The following is a 14,980-nucleotide window of genomic DNA, read 5'->3' as shown; positions in this document are numbered from 1 at the left end:
CCTCAATCTGGTTCAGACCATTGACGCACTGTTCACGCGCCGGTTATCACTGCTCCAGCTCCTGTACGGCACCACCCCCGCACTCCCCCCCCGATGGAGGCCGCACGTGCACCCCCGTAAGCCATTGATCGCCGCGCTCCTCAGCTCGGCCCTCGTCGGCGGCGCCCTCGCGGCGACCGTCGGCCTCGGCTCCGCCCAGGCGGCCGACACGACGACCACTGCCTCTGCGGGCAACGTGCGCATCGCGTACTACGACCAGTGGAGCGTCTACGGCAACGCGTTCTACCCCAAGCACCTCGACACCCGGGGCATCGCGAGCAATCTGGACGTCATCAACTACTCGTTCGGCAACATCCACCCCACCAACCTCACCTGCTTCATGGCCAACAAGGCCGCGGGTGACGACGCCAACCCCAACGCGGGTGACGGTGCGGGTGACTCCTACGCCGACTACCAGAAGACCTTCAGTGCGGCCGACTCCGTCGACGGCGTCGCCGACAAGTGGGACCAGCCCATCGTGGGCGTCTTCAACCAGTTCAAGGAACTGAAGGCGAAGTACCCCCACCTGAAGATCAACATCTCGCTCGGCGGCTGGACCTACTCCAAGTACTTCCACGACGCGGCGAAGACGGACGCGAGCCGCAAGAAGCTCGTCTCCTCCTGCATCGACCAGTACATCAAGGGCAACCTGCCGGTCGAGGGCGGCTTCGGCGGCGCGGGCACGGCGGCCGGCATCTTCGACGGCATCGACATCGACTGGGAGTACCCCGGTTCTCCCGAAGGTCACCTGGGCAACCACTACGGCCCCGAGGACAAGCAGAACTTCACGCTGCTCCTCGCCGAGTTCCGCAAGCAGCTCGACGCGCACGGCGCGGCCAACGGCGGCAAGAAGTACATGCTGACCGCGGCCCTCCCGGCCGGCCAGGACAAGATCAAGTACATCGAGACCGACAAGATCGGCCAGTACTTGGACTACGCCAACATCATGACGTACGACATGCACGGCGCCTGGGACGGCGACGGGCCGACGTACCACCAGTCCCCGCTCTACTCCGGCTCCAACGACCCGACCGACGTGATCGCGCCGGGCCAGGAGAAGTACTCGGTCGACGCCGCCATCGACTCCTGGATCGACGGCAACCCGACCTATGGCATCGCCGGCGGCTTCCCCGCCAACAAGCTGACGCTGGGCTACGAGTTCTACTACCGCGGCTGGAAGGGCGTCCCGGCCGGGACCACCAACGGTCTCGCCCAGACCGCCACCGGCGGCTCCAACGCCCGCCCGCTCAGCCAGCAGCCGGGCATCGCCCACTACAAGGAGCTCGGCGGCATCGTCGACAACGCGTCGACCACCTTCTGGGACGACCAGGCCAAGTCCTCCTACTTCTACAAGGACGGCGAGTTCTTCACCGGCCTGAACCAGAAGTCCATCCAGGAGCGCGTGAACTACGGCAAGCAGCGTGGTCTCGGCGGCGCGATGATGTACTCGCTCCTCGGCCTGGACGAGAACGCCACCCTGCTGAAGCAGATCAACACCGCGCTCGGCTCCACCACCGTCCCGCCGACCACGCCGCCCACCACGCCCCCGACCACGCCGCCCACGACCCCGCCGACCACGCCGCCCGCCACGGGCTGCGGCTCGCTCCCGGCATACGTGGCCGGCACGATCTACAACGCGGGCAACGAGGTCTCCCACAACGGCCGCAAGTACAAGGCCCAGTGGTGGACCCAGAACGAGACGCCGGGCACGACCGGCGAGTGGGGCGTCTGGAAGGACCTCGGCGCCTGCTGACGGCCTGACGCCCCGAACCCCTCATGAACCGCTGCCCCCGCCCGGAATGTCCCTCCGGCCGGGGGCAGTTCCATGTGTCCGGCCGGAGGGACGCCCCTGCCGGAGGGTCACACCGGGAGCGGCTCCGTGCCGATCAGTTCGGCGATGCGGTCCGGGGCCACCGCCCGTGAGTACAGCCAGCCCTGCCCGGTGTCACAGCCGATCCGGCGCAGCCGGCTCGCCTGCCCCGAGGTCTCCACGCACTCCGCGGTGACCGTGAGGCCCAGCCGGTGCGCGAGCTGCACGAGGGCCTCGACGATCAGCTCGTCCGCCGGGTTGGCGTGCTCCTCGTCCTGGAAGCCGCGCACGAACGATCCGTCGAGCTTGAGCACCGATACCGGCAGCCGGCTCAGATAGGCCAGGTTCGAGTAGCCGGTGCCGAAGTCGTCGATCGCGATCCGCACCCCCATGTCGCTCAGCGCCTGGAGCGCCTGGAGCGGCCGGCCCGCCGAGCCCATCACGGCGGACTCGGTCAGCTCCAGCTGGAGCAGATGCGGGGCGAGACCGGTCTCCGCGAGGATGCCCGCCACGTCCGCGACCAGGTCGGAGTCCCACACCTGACGGACCGCCACGTTGACGCTGACGAAGATCGGGCGCTCGCGCGGATGGTCCTTCTGCCACTGCCGGGCCTGCCGGCAGGCCGTGCGCAGCACCCACCGGCCCAGCTCCACGATGGAGCCGTCCTCCTCGGCGATTCCGATGAACCGATTCGGCGCAAGGGCGCCGAACTGCGGGTGGTTCCAGCGCACCAGCGCTTCCACCCCGCGCACGGCCCCGTCCGCCAGGTCCACGAGAGGCTGGTACTCCAGGCCGAACTCCCCGCGCTCCACGGCGGGCCGCAGGGTCGAGGAGAGGGCCTGGCGGGTCATCCGGTGCGCGTTGCGCTCGGGGTCGAAGAGGGTCCAGCGGGCCTTGCCGTCCGCCTTCGCCCAGTACAGCGTGGTGTCCGCGGCCTGCATCAGGGCCGTCGCGGTCGTCCCGTGCCCGGAGCGCTCGACCACGCCGATCGAGGCGGAGACCGCGAGCCGCTGACCGGCCAGGTCGAAGGGATCCTGCAGGGAGTCGAGCACCGAGCGCGCCAGGTCGGCGAGTTGCTCCGTGCCGGTGGAGTCCTCGACGAGGATCGCGAACTCGTCCCCGCCGAGCCGCGCCACCAGATGGCCACCGCTGCGGGTGTAGCCGTCGCTGTCCGCGCACTCCGTCAGGCGTCCGGCGACGGCGGCGAGCAGCCGGTCGCCGACGCGGTGGCCGAGGGTGTCGTTGACCGCCTTGAAGCCGTCGAGGTCCAGGTAGCAGAGACCGATCCGCCCTGTTCTGCCATACCCGTAGCTCTCGTACGACGAGCTGACCGCGCCCTGTGCCCCGGCCCCGCCCGTACGGCCGGAGCTCCCGGCCTCCTCCGGCTCCTGATCGTCCTCGGCGTCGTGGGCCGAGGCTTCGAGCGCGGCGGAGAGACGCTCGAAGAACAGCGCGCGGTTGGGCAGCCGGGTCACCGGGTCGTGCATCTGGAGGTGACGGAGCCGGGCCTGGAGCTCGCGGCGGTCGCTGATGTCCGCGATCGACAGGAGGACGCTCCGGCTGTCGGGCACGGGCGCCACGGTGACCTCGGCCCACAGCGAGCGTCCGTCGGGGTGCTTGAGGCGGCGCGTGCAGCGGAAGCGGGAGCGGCGGCCGCGCAGCACCTCGCGGTACGCGTGCCAGGTGCGCCCGTCGGACGCGAGGTCGACGAGATCGGACGCGGCCTGCTCCCGGAGCGCACCGGCCTCGGTGCCGAGGAGGGCGCCGAAGGAGTCGTTGGCCGCGACGACGATCCCGTCCTGGTCGACGACGGCCATGGCGAGCTGGGCGACCCGGAAGGCGGCGTGGTAGTCGCGGAGTTCGGCGGCGCCACGCCCCCCGTGCTGTTCGGGGCGCCCGGGGTGGGGCCGGGGGGTGAGCTCGGGTCGAGTCTCGCCGTGCTGCTCGGGGTGACGCTCCGTGAGTGCGGTCTCTGCCGCGTGCTTCTCCGGCGGCTCTGGGTGCACCGGTCCTTCGGGGGTTCCGCTCACCGCTCGCTCCCGTAGTGCAGTCGGGCCGGTCACATGTGGTCGGGACGGTCGGCCAAGGAAGAGTGAGCCGATCATAGAGCCAGCGCGGGGGAGCCTTCCAGCTCCAGGGCGCCTCAGGGGACCGCCCGGCACTGTGAGGCCGCCCACCACGGAACCCTGCGCGATCGTTTCTGCACGGGTCTGACACGGGTCGATGACGGCGTGACCGAATGTGACTTTCCGTGAGCTGAAGCGCGCCCGTGTCGCGTCGACCCGGTGGCGCCCTCTCACCCGACCGGGGCAGCGGAAACATGCGAAATGCCGCAAATCATCACAAGGTGGGTGGGGTGTCCCGCATTCCCGATCCGGAGGTCCACGTGAGGGGTCAGCAGCCACCCGGGGGAGTGGAACGCTCGCGGCTGCGTGCCGGCGCGGCGGCCTTCACCTCGCTCGCCGCCCTGGCCGCCACCGGACTCGTCGCCGGCCCCGCCGTCGGCGCGCCCGCGGCGGGCCCCTGCGCCCTGCCGCGTACCGCGGCCCATCACTCGCTCGGCCTCGACACCTGGAACAGGTCGTACCCCCGCCCCGACCGCGCACTCGACGCGGTCATGATCTTCCTCTCCTTCCCGGACTCGGAGCCGCTCATCGAACCGGCCGAGCTCGCGGCCGACCACTTCCCCGCCACCAGCGAGTACTTCTCGCGCGCCTCCTACGGACGCTTCACCCTGCGCCCGCACCCCCAGCCCGCCTGGACCCCGATGCCCAGGGAGTCGAGCGCGTACGACATACGGCGCGACTGGGACGCCGGGCAGCGCGCCGCCTACCTCCGGGACGCGGTCGCCGCCGCCGACGCCAGCGTCGACTTCGCCCGGTACGACGTCGTCTACCTGGTCGCCGACCCGGACGCGCCCGGCGTGGACTCCGACGCGACCAAGGTGGTCAACCTCGAACGCCCCCTGGAGGTCGACGGCACCGAGATCAAGCGGGTCGTCACCGTCTTCGAGCGGCACCCGCCCGACCGCAACGTGCTCGCCCACGAGACCGGCCATGTCTTCGACCTGCCCGACCTCTACCACCGCCCGGAGGACGGCAAGGGCGACTGGGACACCCATGTGGGTGACTGGGACGTCATGGGAAGCCAGTTCGGACTCTCGCCGGACCTCTTCGGCTGGCACAAATGGAAGCTCGGCTGGCTCTCCCCGGCCCAGGTGGCCTGTGTCCAGGGCACCGCGCCCCGGATGGTCACCCTGGAACCCACCGACACCCCGCCGCCGTCCGGCGGCACCCTCGGCACCCGGCTCGCGGTGGTCCGCACCGGACCCGACACCGTTCTCGCGGTCGAGGCCAGGACCGACACCGGGAACAACGCCGACACCTGCACCGAGGGCGTGCTCGTCTACCGGGTGCACGGCGCCGCGGCCTCCGGCGACGGCCCGGTCGAGGTCATCGACGCCCACCCGCGGACCGAGGCCTGCTGGGACCGCTCCGTCTACCCGCCGCTGGCGGACGCCCCGCTCGACGAGGGCGAGACCCTCACCGTGCCGGGGACCGGGGTCCGGGTCGAGGTCATGGACCGCACAGGGACGGGCGGCTGGACGGTCAGGGTCACCCCGCCCGCTGTCGACTGACCGGGTGACCGGCCGGGACGGAGCCGGAACACGAAGAAGCCCCTCGCTTCCGCGAGGGGCTTCTTCCGTCTGTGCGCCGCCAGGGACTCGAACCCCGGACCCGCTGATTAAGAGTCAGCTGCTCTAACCAACTGAGCTAGCGGCGCCTGCTGACGTCGTAGACATTAGCACCCGGATCGGCGGGAGGAAAAATCGATACCCGCACGTCGGCGGCGGAGGCCGCCCGGACGGCCCGTACACAGGCCCAGAGCACGACCTCGGGGCCCGGCAGCCAGGGGTTCCGGGTGTCGGGGGCCACCAGCCAGCGCGGTCCTGAGGGGCCTGAGGGCACGAGCGGCGGCACGGTCACGGCGTCCCCGACCCCGTGACAGAGAAGCTGAGGAACCGCCTCGCGCCTCCCGTAGGCACTTCGCGCAGAGGGGATCCCCGCCTCCCAGTCGAGCAGGGCCGGCAGCCGCTGAGCCGTGCCCGGCGCGGCGAACATCATCATCCGGCCCCGGTGGACGGCGACAGGCCCCGACCCGGGCCCCTCCGACCACAGGCGGTCCAGCATCCGCCGCCCGAAGACGGGGTCCACGTTGACGACGTCGAAGACCCTTCCGCACGGCAGCGTCGCGGGCGAGGCGGGCCGGGCCTCCCAGCGGGTGAGCGCGTCGGCGCCGCGGCCCCCGGCGGCCGACGCGAGCCAGGCGGCCCCGTCGGCGGTCACCCGGGCGGTCTGATGCCGTCCCTCGTCACCCTCCCGGAGGAACCGGAAGATGTCGTGCGAAATGTCGTGCGAGGTCTCGTCGCGCAGCCACGTCGTCATGCCTGCAGGTCTACCGGGCGTGACGGCGTCGTCGCCGAGAGTTCGCGAATCCCGGACAGGAGGGGTGGGCGAGGAGTATCGTGCGGCCCGCATATGCCAGGCGCCGCGTCGAGTGCCCTGCCCCGCCTACTCCTCCGCGGGGCGGCCGTTCGTACGGATCAGGTCGCGACCGAACTCGATCATCTTCCTCGCGTAGTCCTCGGTCCACTGCGCCCGCTCGGCGACGTCCGCCGCCGTCAGCCGGTCGAACCGGCGCGGATCCGCCAGCTGCGCCGCCGCGATCGCCTGGAACTCGGTCGCCCGGTCCGCCGCCGCGCGGAACGCGAGCGTCAGCTCCGTCGCCCGGGACAGCAGCTCGCGCGGGTCCTCTATCGACTCCAGGTCGAAGAAGTGCTCCGGATCGGCGGTCGCCTCGGCAGGCTCGAAGATCAGCGGAGCCGGCCTGAGCCGCCGCTGTCCGCTCCGTTCCCCGGGTTCCGCCATCGTCCGTCTCCTCCTCGCACAGGCACGGCCCGGAGACCCGGGCCTTCGCCCATTGTCCCGCGCCCCGCAAGAGCGCGCGGCTTCCACCGCGCGCGCCCCCGGAAACGGGACCGGCGCCGACACGGCCCCGGAGCCGTACGACTCTCCGTACGGCTCCGGGGCGTGCTCACGGGCAGGGCGGGGTGCCTAGCACCTCGCCGTCAGCGGCAGGTCGGCGTACTTGTTGCCCGAGAAGTAGATGGCGCTGGCGTAGCCCCACCGGCCGCTGCCGTTCTTGGAGAAGATCCACACGTTGTTGGTGGTGCCTTCGGCGGTCACCGTCTCGCCGTACCTCCAGCAGCTCACCGTGTAGTAGGTGCCCGCGTAGAGCCTGCCGATGAGCGTGGAGTCCCCGTCCGGCGCGGCCCGGTGGTTCACCGTCTTCCAGACCTTGCGGTTGTAGAGGGCGAGCGTCGCCTGGGCATCGCCGGCCTCGGTGACCTCCGTCCGCTGCGCGGAAGCGGCGGCGGCCGGGGCCGCGCTCGCCGTGCCGGCCGTGCCCAGGATCCCGGCCAGGGCCAGTGCGCCGGTGGTCGCGGCAACGGCCGCACGGGTCTTGAGAGTTCGCATGTCTTTTCCTCCCGTTCGGTGTTTCTCGGCGGCGCGGACACGCCCGCCGTCCTGCGCCGTTGGCCAACCATGACGGATCCCGGCGGAACTCGGCCATGCTGTTGCGGCTGACCGCAAATGCCGAGCTCACGAGGGGGAACGAGATGCTCCGCATCCACTTCGGGGACGCCGACCTGGCCGCTGTCCGCGTCGCCGCCGCGCCGAATCCGTTCTGGGAGATCGCCACGAGCCTGCACCGTTTCCAGACCCGGGACGGGCGCTGGGCCTACGCGGGCTGGCTGCGGACCGTACGGGTCCGGCTGCGGGAGAAGGGGCTCGAACGGGCGCTCCGCACGGTTCTCCTGCCGCTCTTCCCCCGGGCCGCCTACTTCCCGGACTTCCTGACCCCCGGGCGGGGCGTCGGCGGTCTCGCCGAAGGGCTCGACGCGATCCTGGCGACCTCCCCGCGGCGGGTGGCACAGGAGGTGGCGCGGCTCGACCGCATGGTCGGGGCGCCGCCGTGGGCGGCGCGGCTCAGCGGGCTCGAGGACCGCAGGGAGCTCGTACGGCTGCTGCGCGCCTACCACGACGTCGGCATCGCCCCGTACGCCGAGTCCATCCGCTCACGCTTCGACGCCGAACGGGCCGCGCTCGGCCGGGGGTTCCTCGACGGCGGTGTCGGCGGACTCCTGGACGGCGTGGGCCCCTCGATCCGCTGGCGGCCGCCGTCCTTACAGGTCGACTTCACTCCTCCCGACCGGGAACTGTGCCTCGACGGACGCGGGTTGACACTCATCCCCACGTACTTCTGCTGGCGCACCCCGAACAGCCTCGCCGATCCGGACCTCCCGCCCGTCCTCTGCTACCCGGTACGCCGGGACAGCGCCGCCCTGCCCCCGGACCACCGGCTCGCCGACGAACCGTCCGCGCCTCTGACGGCACTCCTCGGGCGGACCCGGGCGGCGGCCCTGCGCGCGGCCGCCACCGGGGCGACGACCGGCGAGATGGCCCGCGCGGCAGGGGTCTCCGCGGCCTCGGCCAGCCGGCACGCCACGGCCCTGCGCGACGCCGGGCTCATCACGAGCAGCCGGCACGCCGCGACGGTCCTGCACACCCTCACGCCCGTCGGCGCCTCGGTCCTCCGCGCGGCCTCGAACCGTCCCTGAGGTCAGGGCCTCCAGCTCACCCGGTGTTCCTCCAGATGGGAGAGGACCGCGTGGTTCGCCTCCCAGCCGTCCGGGAACGACACGGCGACGCCCAGCTGGACCGGTTCCGTCGACGGATGCTCGTCGAGGAGCTCCGCCACCCCCGCCCGGCAGACCACCACGCACGCGTGCCGGTGCCGGGAGGCGAGGACGCACAGCCGGCCCGTCTCCAGATGGAAGGCCGTCGCGTCCGGGCGGCCGGACAGCGGGTGGAGGACGACCGTCACGTCGTACTCACGCCCCTGGAGCCGGTTCGCCGTGTCCACCGTCACGCCCGTCACGCCGAGCTCCGCGAGCGCCGCCCTGACCGCCGCCGCCTGGTCACGGTGGGCGGTGCCCACGGCGACGCGGTCCGGGGTCAGGGGCACCGGGGTCTCCGAGCGCTCCGAGACCGCGGCCCCGCCCCGGTCGAGGAGCCGGCGCACCACCAGGGCGACCGCACCGACGGCCTCGGGGTCGGTGCGCGGGGTGTGCCGGGCCGGCAGTTCGAGCAGGCCCCAGCCCGACTCCGCCGCCTCGTCGAGGACCCGGTCGGGGCCCGAACCGTCCGACGCCACCCCGAAGGACAGCCTCCGGTCCCCGTGCCCGGTGCCGCTGCGGAACGGCGTGTACGGGTAGAAGGCGTCCGACACCAGCGGCGCCGCCGAGGCCGGCAGCCGCCAGGACACCGGAAGCCGGTGCTGCGGCAGCTCCGGGTTGTGCGCGAGCAGGGTGGACACCGCGCTCGCCGAGGGGTCGTAGCTGAGCCCCGCCCACTGCTCGGCACCCACCACGGAGAACGGATCGAGCTGTCCGGGGTCGCCGACGAACAGCGCCCGCTCGAAGAGGCCCGCGACGGCGAGCAGCGCGTCCGAGCGCATCTGGTACGCCTCGTCGACGATCGCGTGCGCCCACGGCTCGACGTTCTTCACGTGCCCCCACTTGGCGGCCGTGGAGATCACCACCGGAAGCCCGGCCAGCTCACCCGCCTTCGCCGACTTCCGTACGTTCTCCAGGTCGTCGAGCGCCTTGTCGTACGGATCGCTGTCGTTCGAGTGCAGCCGGCCCACCTCAAGGTCGGGCTCCTTCTCGGCGAGCCGCAGCACCAGGTCGTCCACCTGCGCGTTCGTCTGCGCCACCACCATCAGGGGGCGCCCCGCGGCGGCCAGTTCGAGCGCGGCCCGCACCACGAGCGTCGACTTCCCCGCGCCGGGCGGGGAGTCCACGACGACACCGCGCGCGGTGCCGTGCAGGGTGTCCGCCAGGATGGCGTCGGTCGCCCGCCCGGCCTCGGCGGAAGGATCGAAGGTCCCCGGCGCGGTATCGGTCAGGCTCACAGCACGTCCTCGGGTGTCACGGCGTCGGGCAGTTCCACGGTGTCCGTCCGGGGCGGACCGCCGTGCGTCCAGGGCGTCTCCTCCGGGTCCGGCAGCTGCGGCCCGACCCGCTGGTCGTGCTCGAACAGCGTCCAGGCGATCCGCTCGCCCTTCTCCGGCACCGAGCCCTCCGCGGGCTCCTTGGACCGGCCCATCCTGTCGAGGAGCCGAAGCAGCAGCGAGCCGTCCTCCTCGTACCGGACGAACTCCGCCGTCTGCGGCTTCCCGTCGAGCGAGCGGTACACCCGCAGCTTCTCGCCCAGGTGCGGCCGGTCCTCCGTGCGGACGGTGAGGAGCGGGCGCGGAGAGGGCCGCTTCGACTCCGTCCACGCCATCGTCACCTCGGCCACCTCGGCCGTGAACGCCTCGCCCGCGAGTCTCCGCCCGGCGAGCACCAGCGGATCGTCGAGGGCCTCCTGCGCCTCCAGCTGGGCCTGCGCCTGCTCGCGCGCGGCGAGCTTGCGGGCCGCCGTCACGGCGTCGTCCCGGCGCGGCTGCGGCGGCTCGCCGGCCGCGACCCGGTCACGGTGAGCCGTGAAGGACCAGCGGTCCCGGGTCCAGCGGTCCTCGACCCTGGCCCCCTCCGGCAGCTCCCGCAGCAGGTCGACCGCCCGCCAGACCGCGTCCCAGGTCGGCTTCAGCTGGGAGACGACCAGGCGGCGCAGCTCCCGCTCGGCCCGGTGCAGTTCGCCGAGGCCACTGTCGGCCGCCTCGCCGTCCAGGGCCGCGCCGAGCGCCTGCCGGGCCCGGTCGTACCGCTCGATCGCGGGCGCGAGGAGCTTGTTGTCGAAGGCGGGGTCGGTGGCCGGACCGGCCGGCGGGCAGAGCAGCTGACCCTGGGAGTCCCGGCCCGTCTCGGCCCGCAGCGCGGCCTCCGCGCCCGGCTCCCCGTCGTACGGGTCGATCCAGGCGAGCAGCGCGCCCAGGTGCTGGTCCTCAAGGGAGGACTGGCCCGTCGCCCAGTGCCGGCCCAGGAGGTCGGTCGCCGCGAGCAGCAGCGAGGAGCCCGGCACCCGCGCCCGGTCGCCGAAGTGCGTCAGCCAGCGCCCGAGCAGCGGGACGCGCGGCGGCGCGGGGAACGGCGTCTCCGGGTCCTGCTCGGCCGTCCGCCGGAACCGCGTGGAGCGCCCGAGCAGCCGTACGTACTCGACGCCGGCCCGGCTCGGCACGATCAGCTGCGGCGCGTCCGCGCACAGCTCGACCTCGACCTTCACCTTCTTGCCGGTCTCGGGGTCGACCTCGCTCTTCTCCGCCGCCTCGACGACGTCCGCGAAGGAGTCGACGTACGGCAGGACCTCCTCCGCGAGATCGGCGAGGAACGCGAACCGCAGGTCACGGTCGCGGGGCTGGGCCACCACCAGGAGCCGGGGCTCCTCGCGGTCGGTGCCGACCAGGGCGCCGAGCGGGGCGCCCGCCTCACCGGCCGTCGTCAGCGGCACGAGGACGAGCGGCCGCTCGGAGATCCTCCGGTGGCGGACGGTCGCCAGGGGCTGCGCCCGGCCCGACTCGACGGCCTCCATCCGGGCCAGCGTGGTGATCAGCGACATGCGAGGGCCTTCCGGGGCGCGGCACAGGAACGACTGGTCAGGAGGGGCATTCGACGCTCTCCCGGGGCACTCGGGCGGCCTCCGACAGCGCCTCCGCGCGCAGCGCCCGCGCCCTGCGCAGCGCCGCCACCGCCGGGTCCTCCGGGTCGCCGGCCTCGCCGCGTGCCGCCGCGAGGACCGCGCCGACCGTCGGCAGGCCGCCCAGCTCACCCCGTACCGAACGGCCCAGGGTCTCCACGGCGCCCGCCTCCCGGGACCGGGTCCGGCAGTGGAAGGCCAGCTCGCAGGCGGCCAGGCACTCCGGCGCGTACTGGTGGGGGACGGACTCCACGGCGGCCGTCAGCTCCGCGGGCGAGCGCTCCGCCACGTCGAAGCTCGTGCCCTCCGGCAGGGCCTCCGCGATCTCGTCGATCCGCGTCAGCCGGGCGAGCTGCCGGCGGGTGACCGACCGCTGCTTGCGCACGTCGACGACCGACGCCGTCGGCACGTTCGAGAAGTCCTTCGGGCAGACGAGCAGCACCGACCGCGCGACCCGGGCGCCCTCCGTCAGGGCCGCCACCCGCTCCAGAGCCAGCACGTACACGGCGGCCTGGCGGGCCGCCGCGCCCACCTTCGACGCGTCGGCGGCGCCGTCGACCATCGGGAACGACTTGATCTCCACGACCGTCCACCCGCCGTCGGGACGGACCACCACCGCGTCCGGCTCCAGATACACCGGCGAGCCCGCCACATCGAGGGCGAGCAGCGGATGGTCGAGCAGCGTCCACGCCCCGGCCCCGGTGGCCTCACGCAGCGCGAGCGCCGTCCGCGCCACCCGCCCCTCCGGTCCGGCCGCCGCCAGATCGGGCACGGACACCGTGCCCGGCTCCTCGACGCCGATCAGGCGCAGCAGCTCACGGCCGCCGTCCGCCTTGACCTTCGCCTCGAAGGAGTTGCCCCGCACGATCGCGAACTGCGACTGCCCGAACGGGGCGGGCGAGCCGAGCTTCGCGGCGAGCGCGGACTTGTCGACACCGGCGCCGTCGAGGAGGGCCCGCCGCCGGCAGCCGGGGTTGGCGGCGAGCGCCGCGAGCGCCCGCGCGTCCAGCGGACGCGGCACGGTGGCCGGTCCGCGCAGCTCAGCGAACAGCTGTAGACGTGTCGTCCGCGGTGCTCGTGACAGACCGCTGTCCAGGGATGCGCTCACCCGTGGAAGTCTCGCATCCGCCACTGACAACCGGAGGCGCTTCCGCCGTTCCGCGCGGCCGCCCGGCGCGCCGCAGCACGTACGGGGTCGGCAGCGGACCGGTCCCCGTCACCGCCGCCCCAGCCGTACGCGCATGTCACCCGGATTCCACGTGGGCGATGATGGGAGAGGCACGTCCGCACCGTGAAACCCCTGGAGCGTCCTTCCCATGGCACCGCGCATCCTGCTCGCCCGGCACGGCCAGACCGAGTGGTCACTTCTCGGCCGGCACACCGGCAGGACCGACATTCCCCTGCTCGACGAGGGGCGGCGCGGCGCGAAGCTGCTCGGCGAGCGCCTCCACCGCGGCCCCTGGCAGGGCCTGCCCGGCGTCGAGGTGCGCACCAGCCCGCTGGTGCGCGCGAGCGAGACCTGCGACCTCGCCGGCTTCGGCGACCGGGCCGAGCCGTGGGACGCGCTGATGGAGTGGGACTACGGGGCGTACGAGGGGATGACGCCGTCCGAGATCCAGGCCGTGCAGCCCGGCTGGTTCATCTGGCGCGACGGCGTCCCGGACGGCGAGACCCTGGCGCAGCTCTCGGACCGCGCCGACGAGATCGTCAACTGGGCCCGCTCGGCCGACCGTGACGTGCTGGTCTTCGCCCACGGGCACATCCTGCGCTCGATCGGCTCCCGTTGGCTCGGCGAGGACGTCTCCTTCGCCTCCCGCATCCGCCTCGACCCGACGAGCCTCTCCGTCCTCGGCTGGGCGTACGGCGCCCCGGCGATCGAGCGCTGGAACGACACCGGCCACCTGGAGCAGTAGCGGCCGCGGGGGGTTTCAGTACGCGGTGAGCACCCGGCGCGTCTCGGAGAGCATCGCCCGGACCCGGGCCGAGGCGACGCCGTCCAGGGAGTCCACCACCCGTTTCGCCTCCGCCTCCGCCTCCTCGGGGCGCCCCGCGTGCGCCAGGTCCTTGGCGAGGTGGGCGCGGTAGAGCGCCAGGTTCCGCGCGAAGTGCGGGTTCTGCAGGACCGTGGCCCGGTGGGCGTGGCGGGCGGCCCGGCCCCAGTCGCCGAGCGCCGCCCAGCACTGGGCCTCCAGGGCCTCCCGCTCGGGCTCCCCGAAGAACGACATCCACTCCGGGTCGCCCTCGGCCTGGCCCCGGTCGAAGAAGGCATGGGCGCGGCCGAGGGCCTGCTCGCAGGCGGAGCGGTCACCGAGCCCGGCCCAGGCGCCGGCCTCCCGCAGCGACAGCAGGGACAGCAGCCGGGCCGAGGCCAGCGGCTGCGCGGCCCGCAGCCCCGCCTGCGCCGCCCGCACCGCCTCGCGGTACCGGCCGGTGTCCCGGGCCAGGAACGACGTGTTGCAGAAGGCGTGCGCCTCCAGGGCCGGGTTGCCGGACACGCGCGCGGTGGCCAGGGCTTCGGCGTAGTGCGAGCGCGCGTCCTCGTGCCGCCCCGAGTCGTGGGCCAGCCAGCCGACGGAGAGGGAGAGCTCGCCCGCGCCCGCGTGCAGCCGGTCCTCGGTGGAGCGGCGGGTCATGGTGCCCGTGTCGAGCAGCGCGTACGCGGCGCGGAGCGGCTGGGCGGCGACCTTGTAGAGTCCGTCGGCGCCGTGCCGGTCGTCGAGCAGCCGGATCTGCCGTACGGCGTCCTCCACGGCCCGCACCTCGGACTCGCCGATGCGGTGGGTGCCGCGGGGGGAGGGGATCGCGACGGCGGGGCCGCCGAGTCCCAGCGAGGCGGCCGCCAGGGTGGCGGAGCCGCTCGTCATGAATGCGCGACGCAGCACGTCGCTCTCCTCATCGTTCCGGGTCGGGATGGCGGCGGGAGTCGGAGCCCCGGCCGGGACGGCCTGCCGCCGGCCGCGCACCGTCTCCCGCGCGGAGAACCCCAGGTCGGCGAGGCCGAGCCCGGGGAACATGTGCAGGAAGACCCGCTCGTACGCGTAGTTGGGGCAGCGGATCTCGCCCGCCTCCACGCGCCCGATGTAGCGGGCGTCGCACGCGACCTGTTCGCCGATCTCCCGCGCCGCCCGGCGGACCGCCGCGGCGAACTCCGCCGGCGAGTGCTGTCCGCGGAGCCGTCGGAAGGCGAGATTGGGAACTGCCCGTGACGTCGCCATGGCCGAGCCCTCTCCTGTGCTGCCGGGTGGTCCGGCGGCAAGAACGTACCTGCTGTGACCGGATGCGTACGCAGAGTTTGGCTACAAATCGGATATCTCGCCTGCGATCTGCCATGAACTGCCATCCTTTGCGGCGGCATGGCGCCGTAGCCGTTGACGCGCATGGGCGTTGAACCGTAAAGGGAGAGACGGAACGTGTCTCCTCGGAGCGAGGA

The 14,980-nt window shown here is 73.1% G+C and carries 12 protein-coding genes and 1 tRNA gene; 4 read left to right on the top strand and 9 right to left on the bottom strand.

Features of this window, described 5'->3' with window-relative positions:
- The first annotated feature begins 106 nt into the window (after positions 1-106).
- Entirely contained in the window at positions 107-1,792 is a 1,686-nt protein-coding gene (locus ACFVYX_RS02100) for a glycosyl hydrolase family 18 protein (protein ID WP_389679340.1), read from the top strand.
- Positions 1,793-1,899: 107 nt separating this feature from the next.
- Here the strand turns inward: ACFVYX_RS02100 and ACFVYX_RS02095 are convergent, their stop codons facing one another.
- Positions 1,900-3,666 (bottom strand): putative bifunctional diguanylate cyclase/phosphodiesterase, encoded by a 1,767-nt coding sequence (locus ACFVYX_RS02095; protein ID WP_389679505.1) that lies wholly within the window; start codon positions 3,664-3,666, stop codon positions 1,900-1,902.
- A gap of 539 nt (positions 3,667-4,205) precedes the next feature.
- Between ACFVYX_RS02095 and ACFVYX_RS02090 the strand changes: the two genes are divergently transcribed.
- Positions 4,206-5,486 (top strand): M6 family metalloprotease domain-containing protein, encoded by a 1,281-nt coding sequence (locus ACFVYX_RS02090; protein WP_389679339.1) that lies wholly within the window; start codon positions 4,206-4,208, stop codon positions 5,484-5,486.
- 72 nt (positions 5,487-5,558) lie between these two features.
- On the opposite strand, the gene ACFVYX_RS02085 is transcribed toward ACFVYX_RS02090, so the two are convergent.
- The 4 genes from ACFVYX_RS02085 to ACFVYX_RS02070 form a co-directional block, all read right to left on the bottom strand.
- Positions 5,559-5,632 (bottom strand) — tRNA-Lys (locus tag ACFVYX_RS02085).
- Positions 5,623-6,294, bottom strand: a complete 672-nt coding sequence (locus tag ACFVYX_RS02080) for a hypothetical protein (RefSeq protein WP_389679338.1) — start codon at positions 6,292-6,294, stop codon at positions 5,623-5,625. Before ACFVYX_RS02080 ends, ACFVYX_RS02085 begins: the two co-directional genes overlap by 10 nt.
- 126 nt (positions 6,295-6,420) lie before the next feature.
- A complete protein-coding gene (locus ACFVYX_RS02075; RefSeq protein ID WP_389679337.1) occupies positions 6,421-6,777 on the bottom strand; it encodes a hypothetical protein in 357 nt (118 codons plus the stop codon).
- Positions 6,778-6,963: 186 nt separating this feature from the next.
- The gene (locus ACFVYX_RS02070) at positions 6,964-7,386 is read right to left on the bottom strand and encodes an SH3 domain-containing protein (protein ID WP_389679336.1); all 423 of its coding nucleotides are present in this window, start codon (positions 7,384-7,386) and stop codon (positions 6,964-6,966) included.
- Positions 7,387-7,529: 143 nt separating this feature from the next.
- Between ACFVYX_RS02070 and ACFVYX_RS02065 the strand changes: the two genes are divergently transcribed.
- Complete coding sequence (locus tag ACFVYX_RS02065) at positions 7,530-8,531, top strand: ArsR family transcriptional regulator (protein ID WP_389679504.1); 1,002 nt, start codon at positions 7,530-7,532, stop codon at positions 8,529-8,531.
- A gap of 2 nt (positions 8,532-8,533) precedes the next feature.
- Here ACFVYX_RS02065 and ACFVYX_RS02060 read toward each other — a convergent pair whose 3' ends face one another.
- From ACFVYX_RS02060 to ACFVYX_RS02050, 3 genes are read right to left on the bottom strand one after another with little or no spacing between them, the layout of a single operon-like run.
- A complete protein-coding gene (locus tag ACFVYX_RS02060; protein WP_389679503.1) occupies positions 8,534-9,880 on the bottom strand; it encodes an AAA family ATPase in 1,347 nt (448 codons plus the stop codon).
- A 2-nt stretch (positions 9,881-9,882) separates the two neighbouring features.
- On the bottom strand, positions 9,883-11,472 hold the full coding sequence (locus ACFVYX_RS02055) for a hypothetical protein (RefSeq protein WP_389679335.1): 1,590 nt from the start codon (positions 11,470-11,472) through the stop codon (positions 9,883-9,885).
- Positions 11,473-11,509: 37 nt separating this feature from the next.
- Positions 11,510-12,658, bottom strand: coding sequence for a hypothetical protein (locus ACFVYX_RS02050; RefSeq protein WP_389679334.1), 1,149 nt, complete (start codon positions 12,656-12,658; stop codon positions 11,510-11,512).
- 208 nt (positions 12,659-12,866) lie between these two features.
- Between ACFVYX_RS02050 and ACFVYX_RS02045 the strand changes: the two genes are divergently transcribed.
- Positions 12,867-13,463: a histidine phosphatase family protein gene (locus ACFVYX_RS02045; RefSeq protein WP_389679333.1), complete on the top strand. Its 597-nt coding sequence runs from the start codon at positions 12,867-12,869 to the stop codon at positions 13,461-13,463.
- Between the two features lie 15 nt (positions 13,464-13,478).
- Here ACFVYX_RS02045 and ACFVYX_RS02040 read toward each other — a convergent pair whose 3' ends face one another.
- Positions 13,479-14,765: a tetratricopeptide repeat protein gene (locus ACFVYX_RS02040; protein ID WP_389679332.1), complete on the bottom strand. Its 1,287-nt coding sequence runs from the start codon at positions 14,763-14,765 to the stop codon at positions 13,479-13,481.
- Between the last annotated feature and the right edge of the window lie 215 nt (positions 14,766-14,980).

It is taken from the genome of Streptomyces sp. NPDC058326 (assembly GCF_042879855.1).
In the GTDB taxonomy this organism is placed as follows: Bacteria; Actinomycetota; Actinomycetes; order Streptomycetales; family Streptomycetaceae; genus Streptomyces.
The sequence above is the reverse complement of the archived record's forward strand: the minus strand, read 5'-3'. Positions and strand labels throughout refer to the sequence as shown.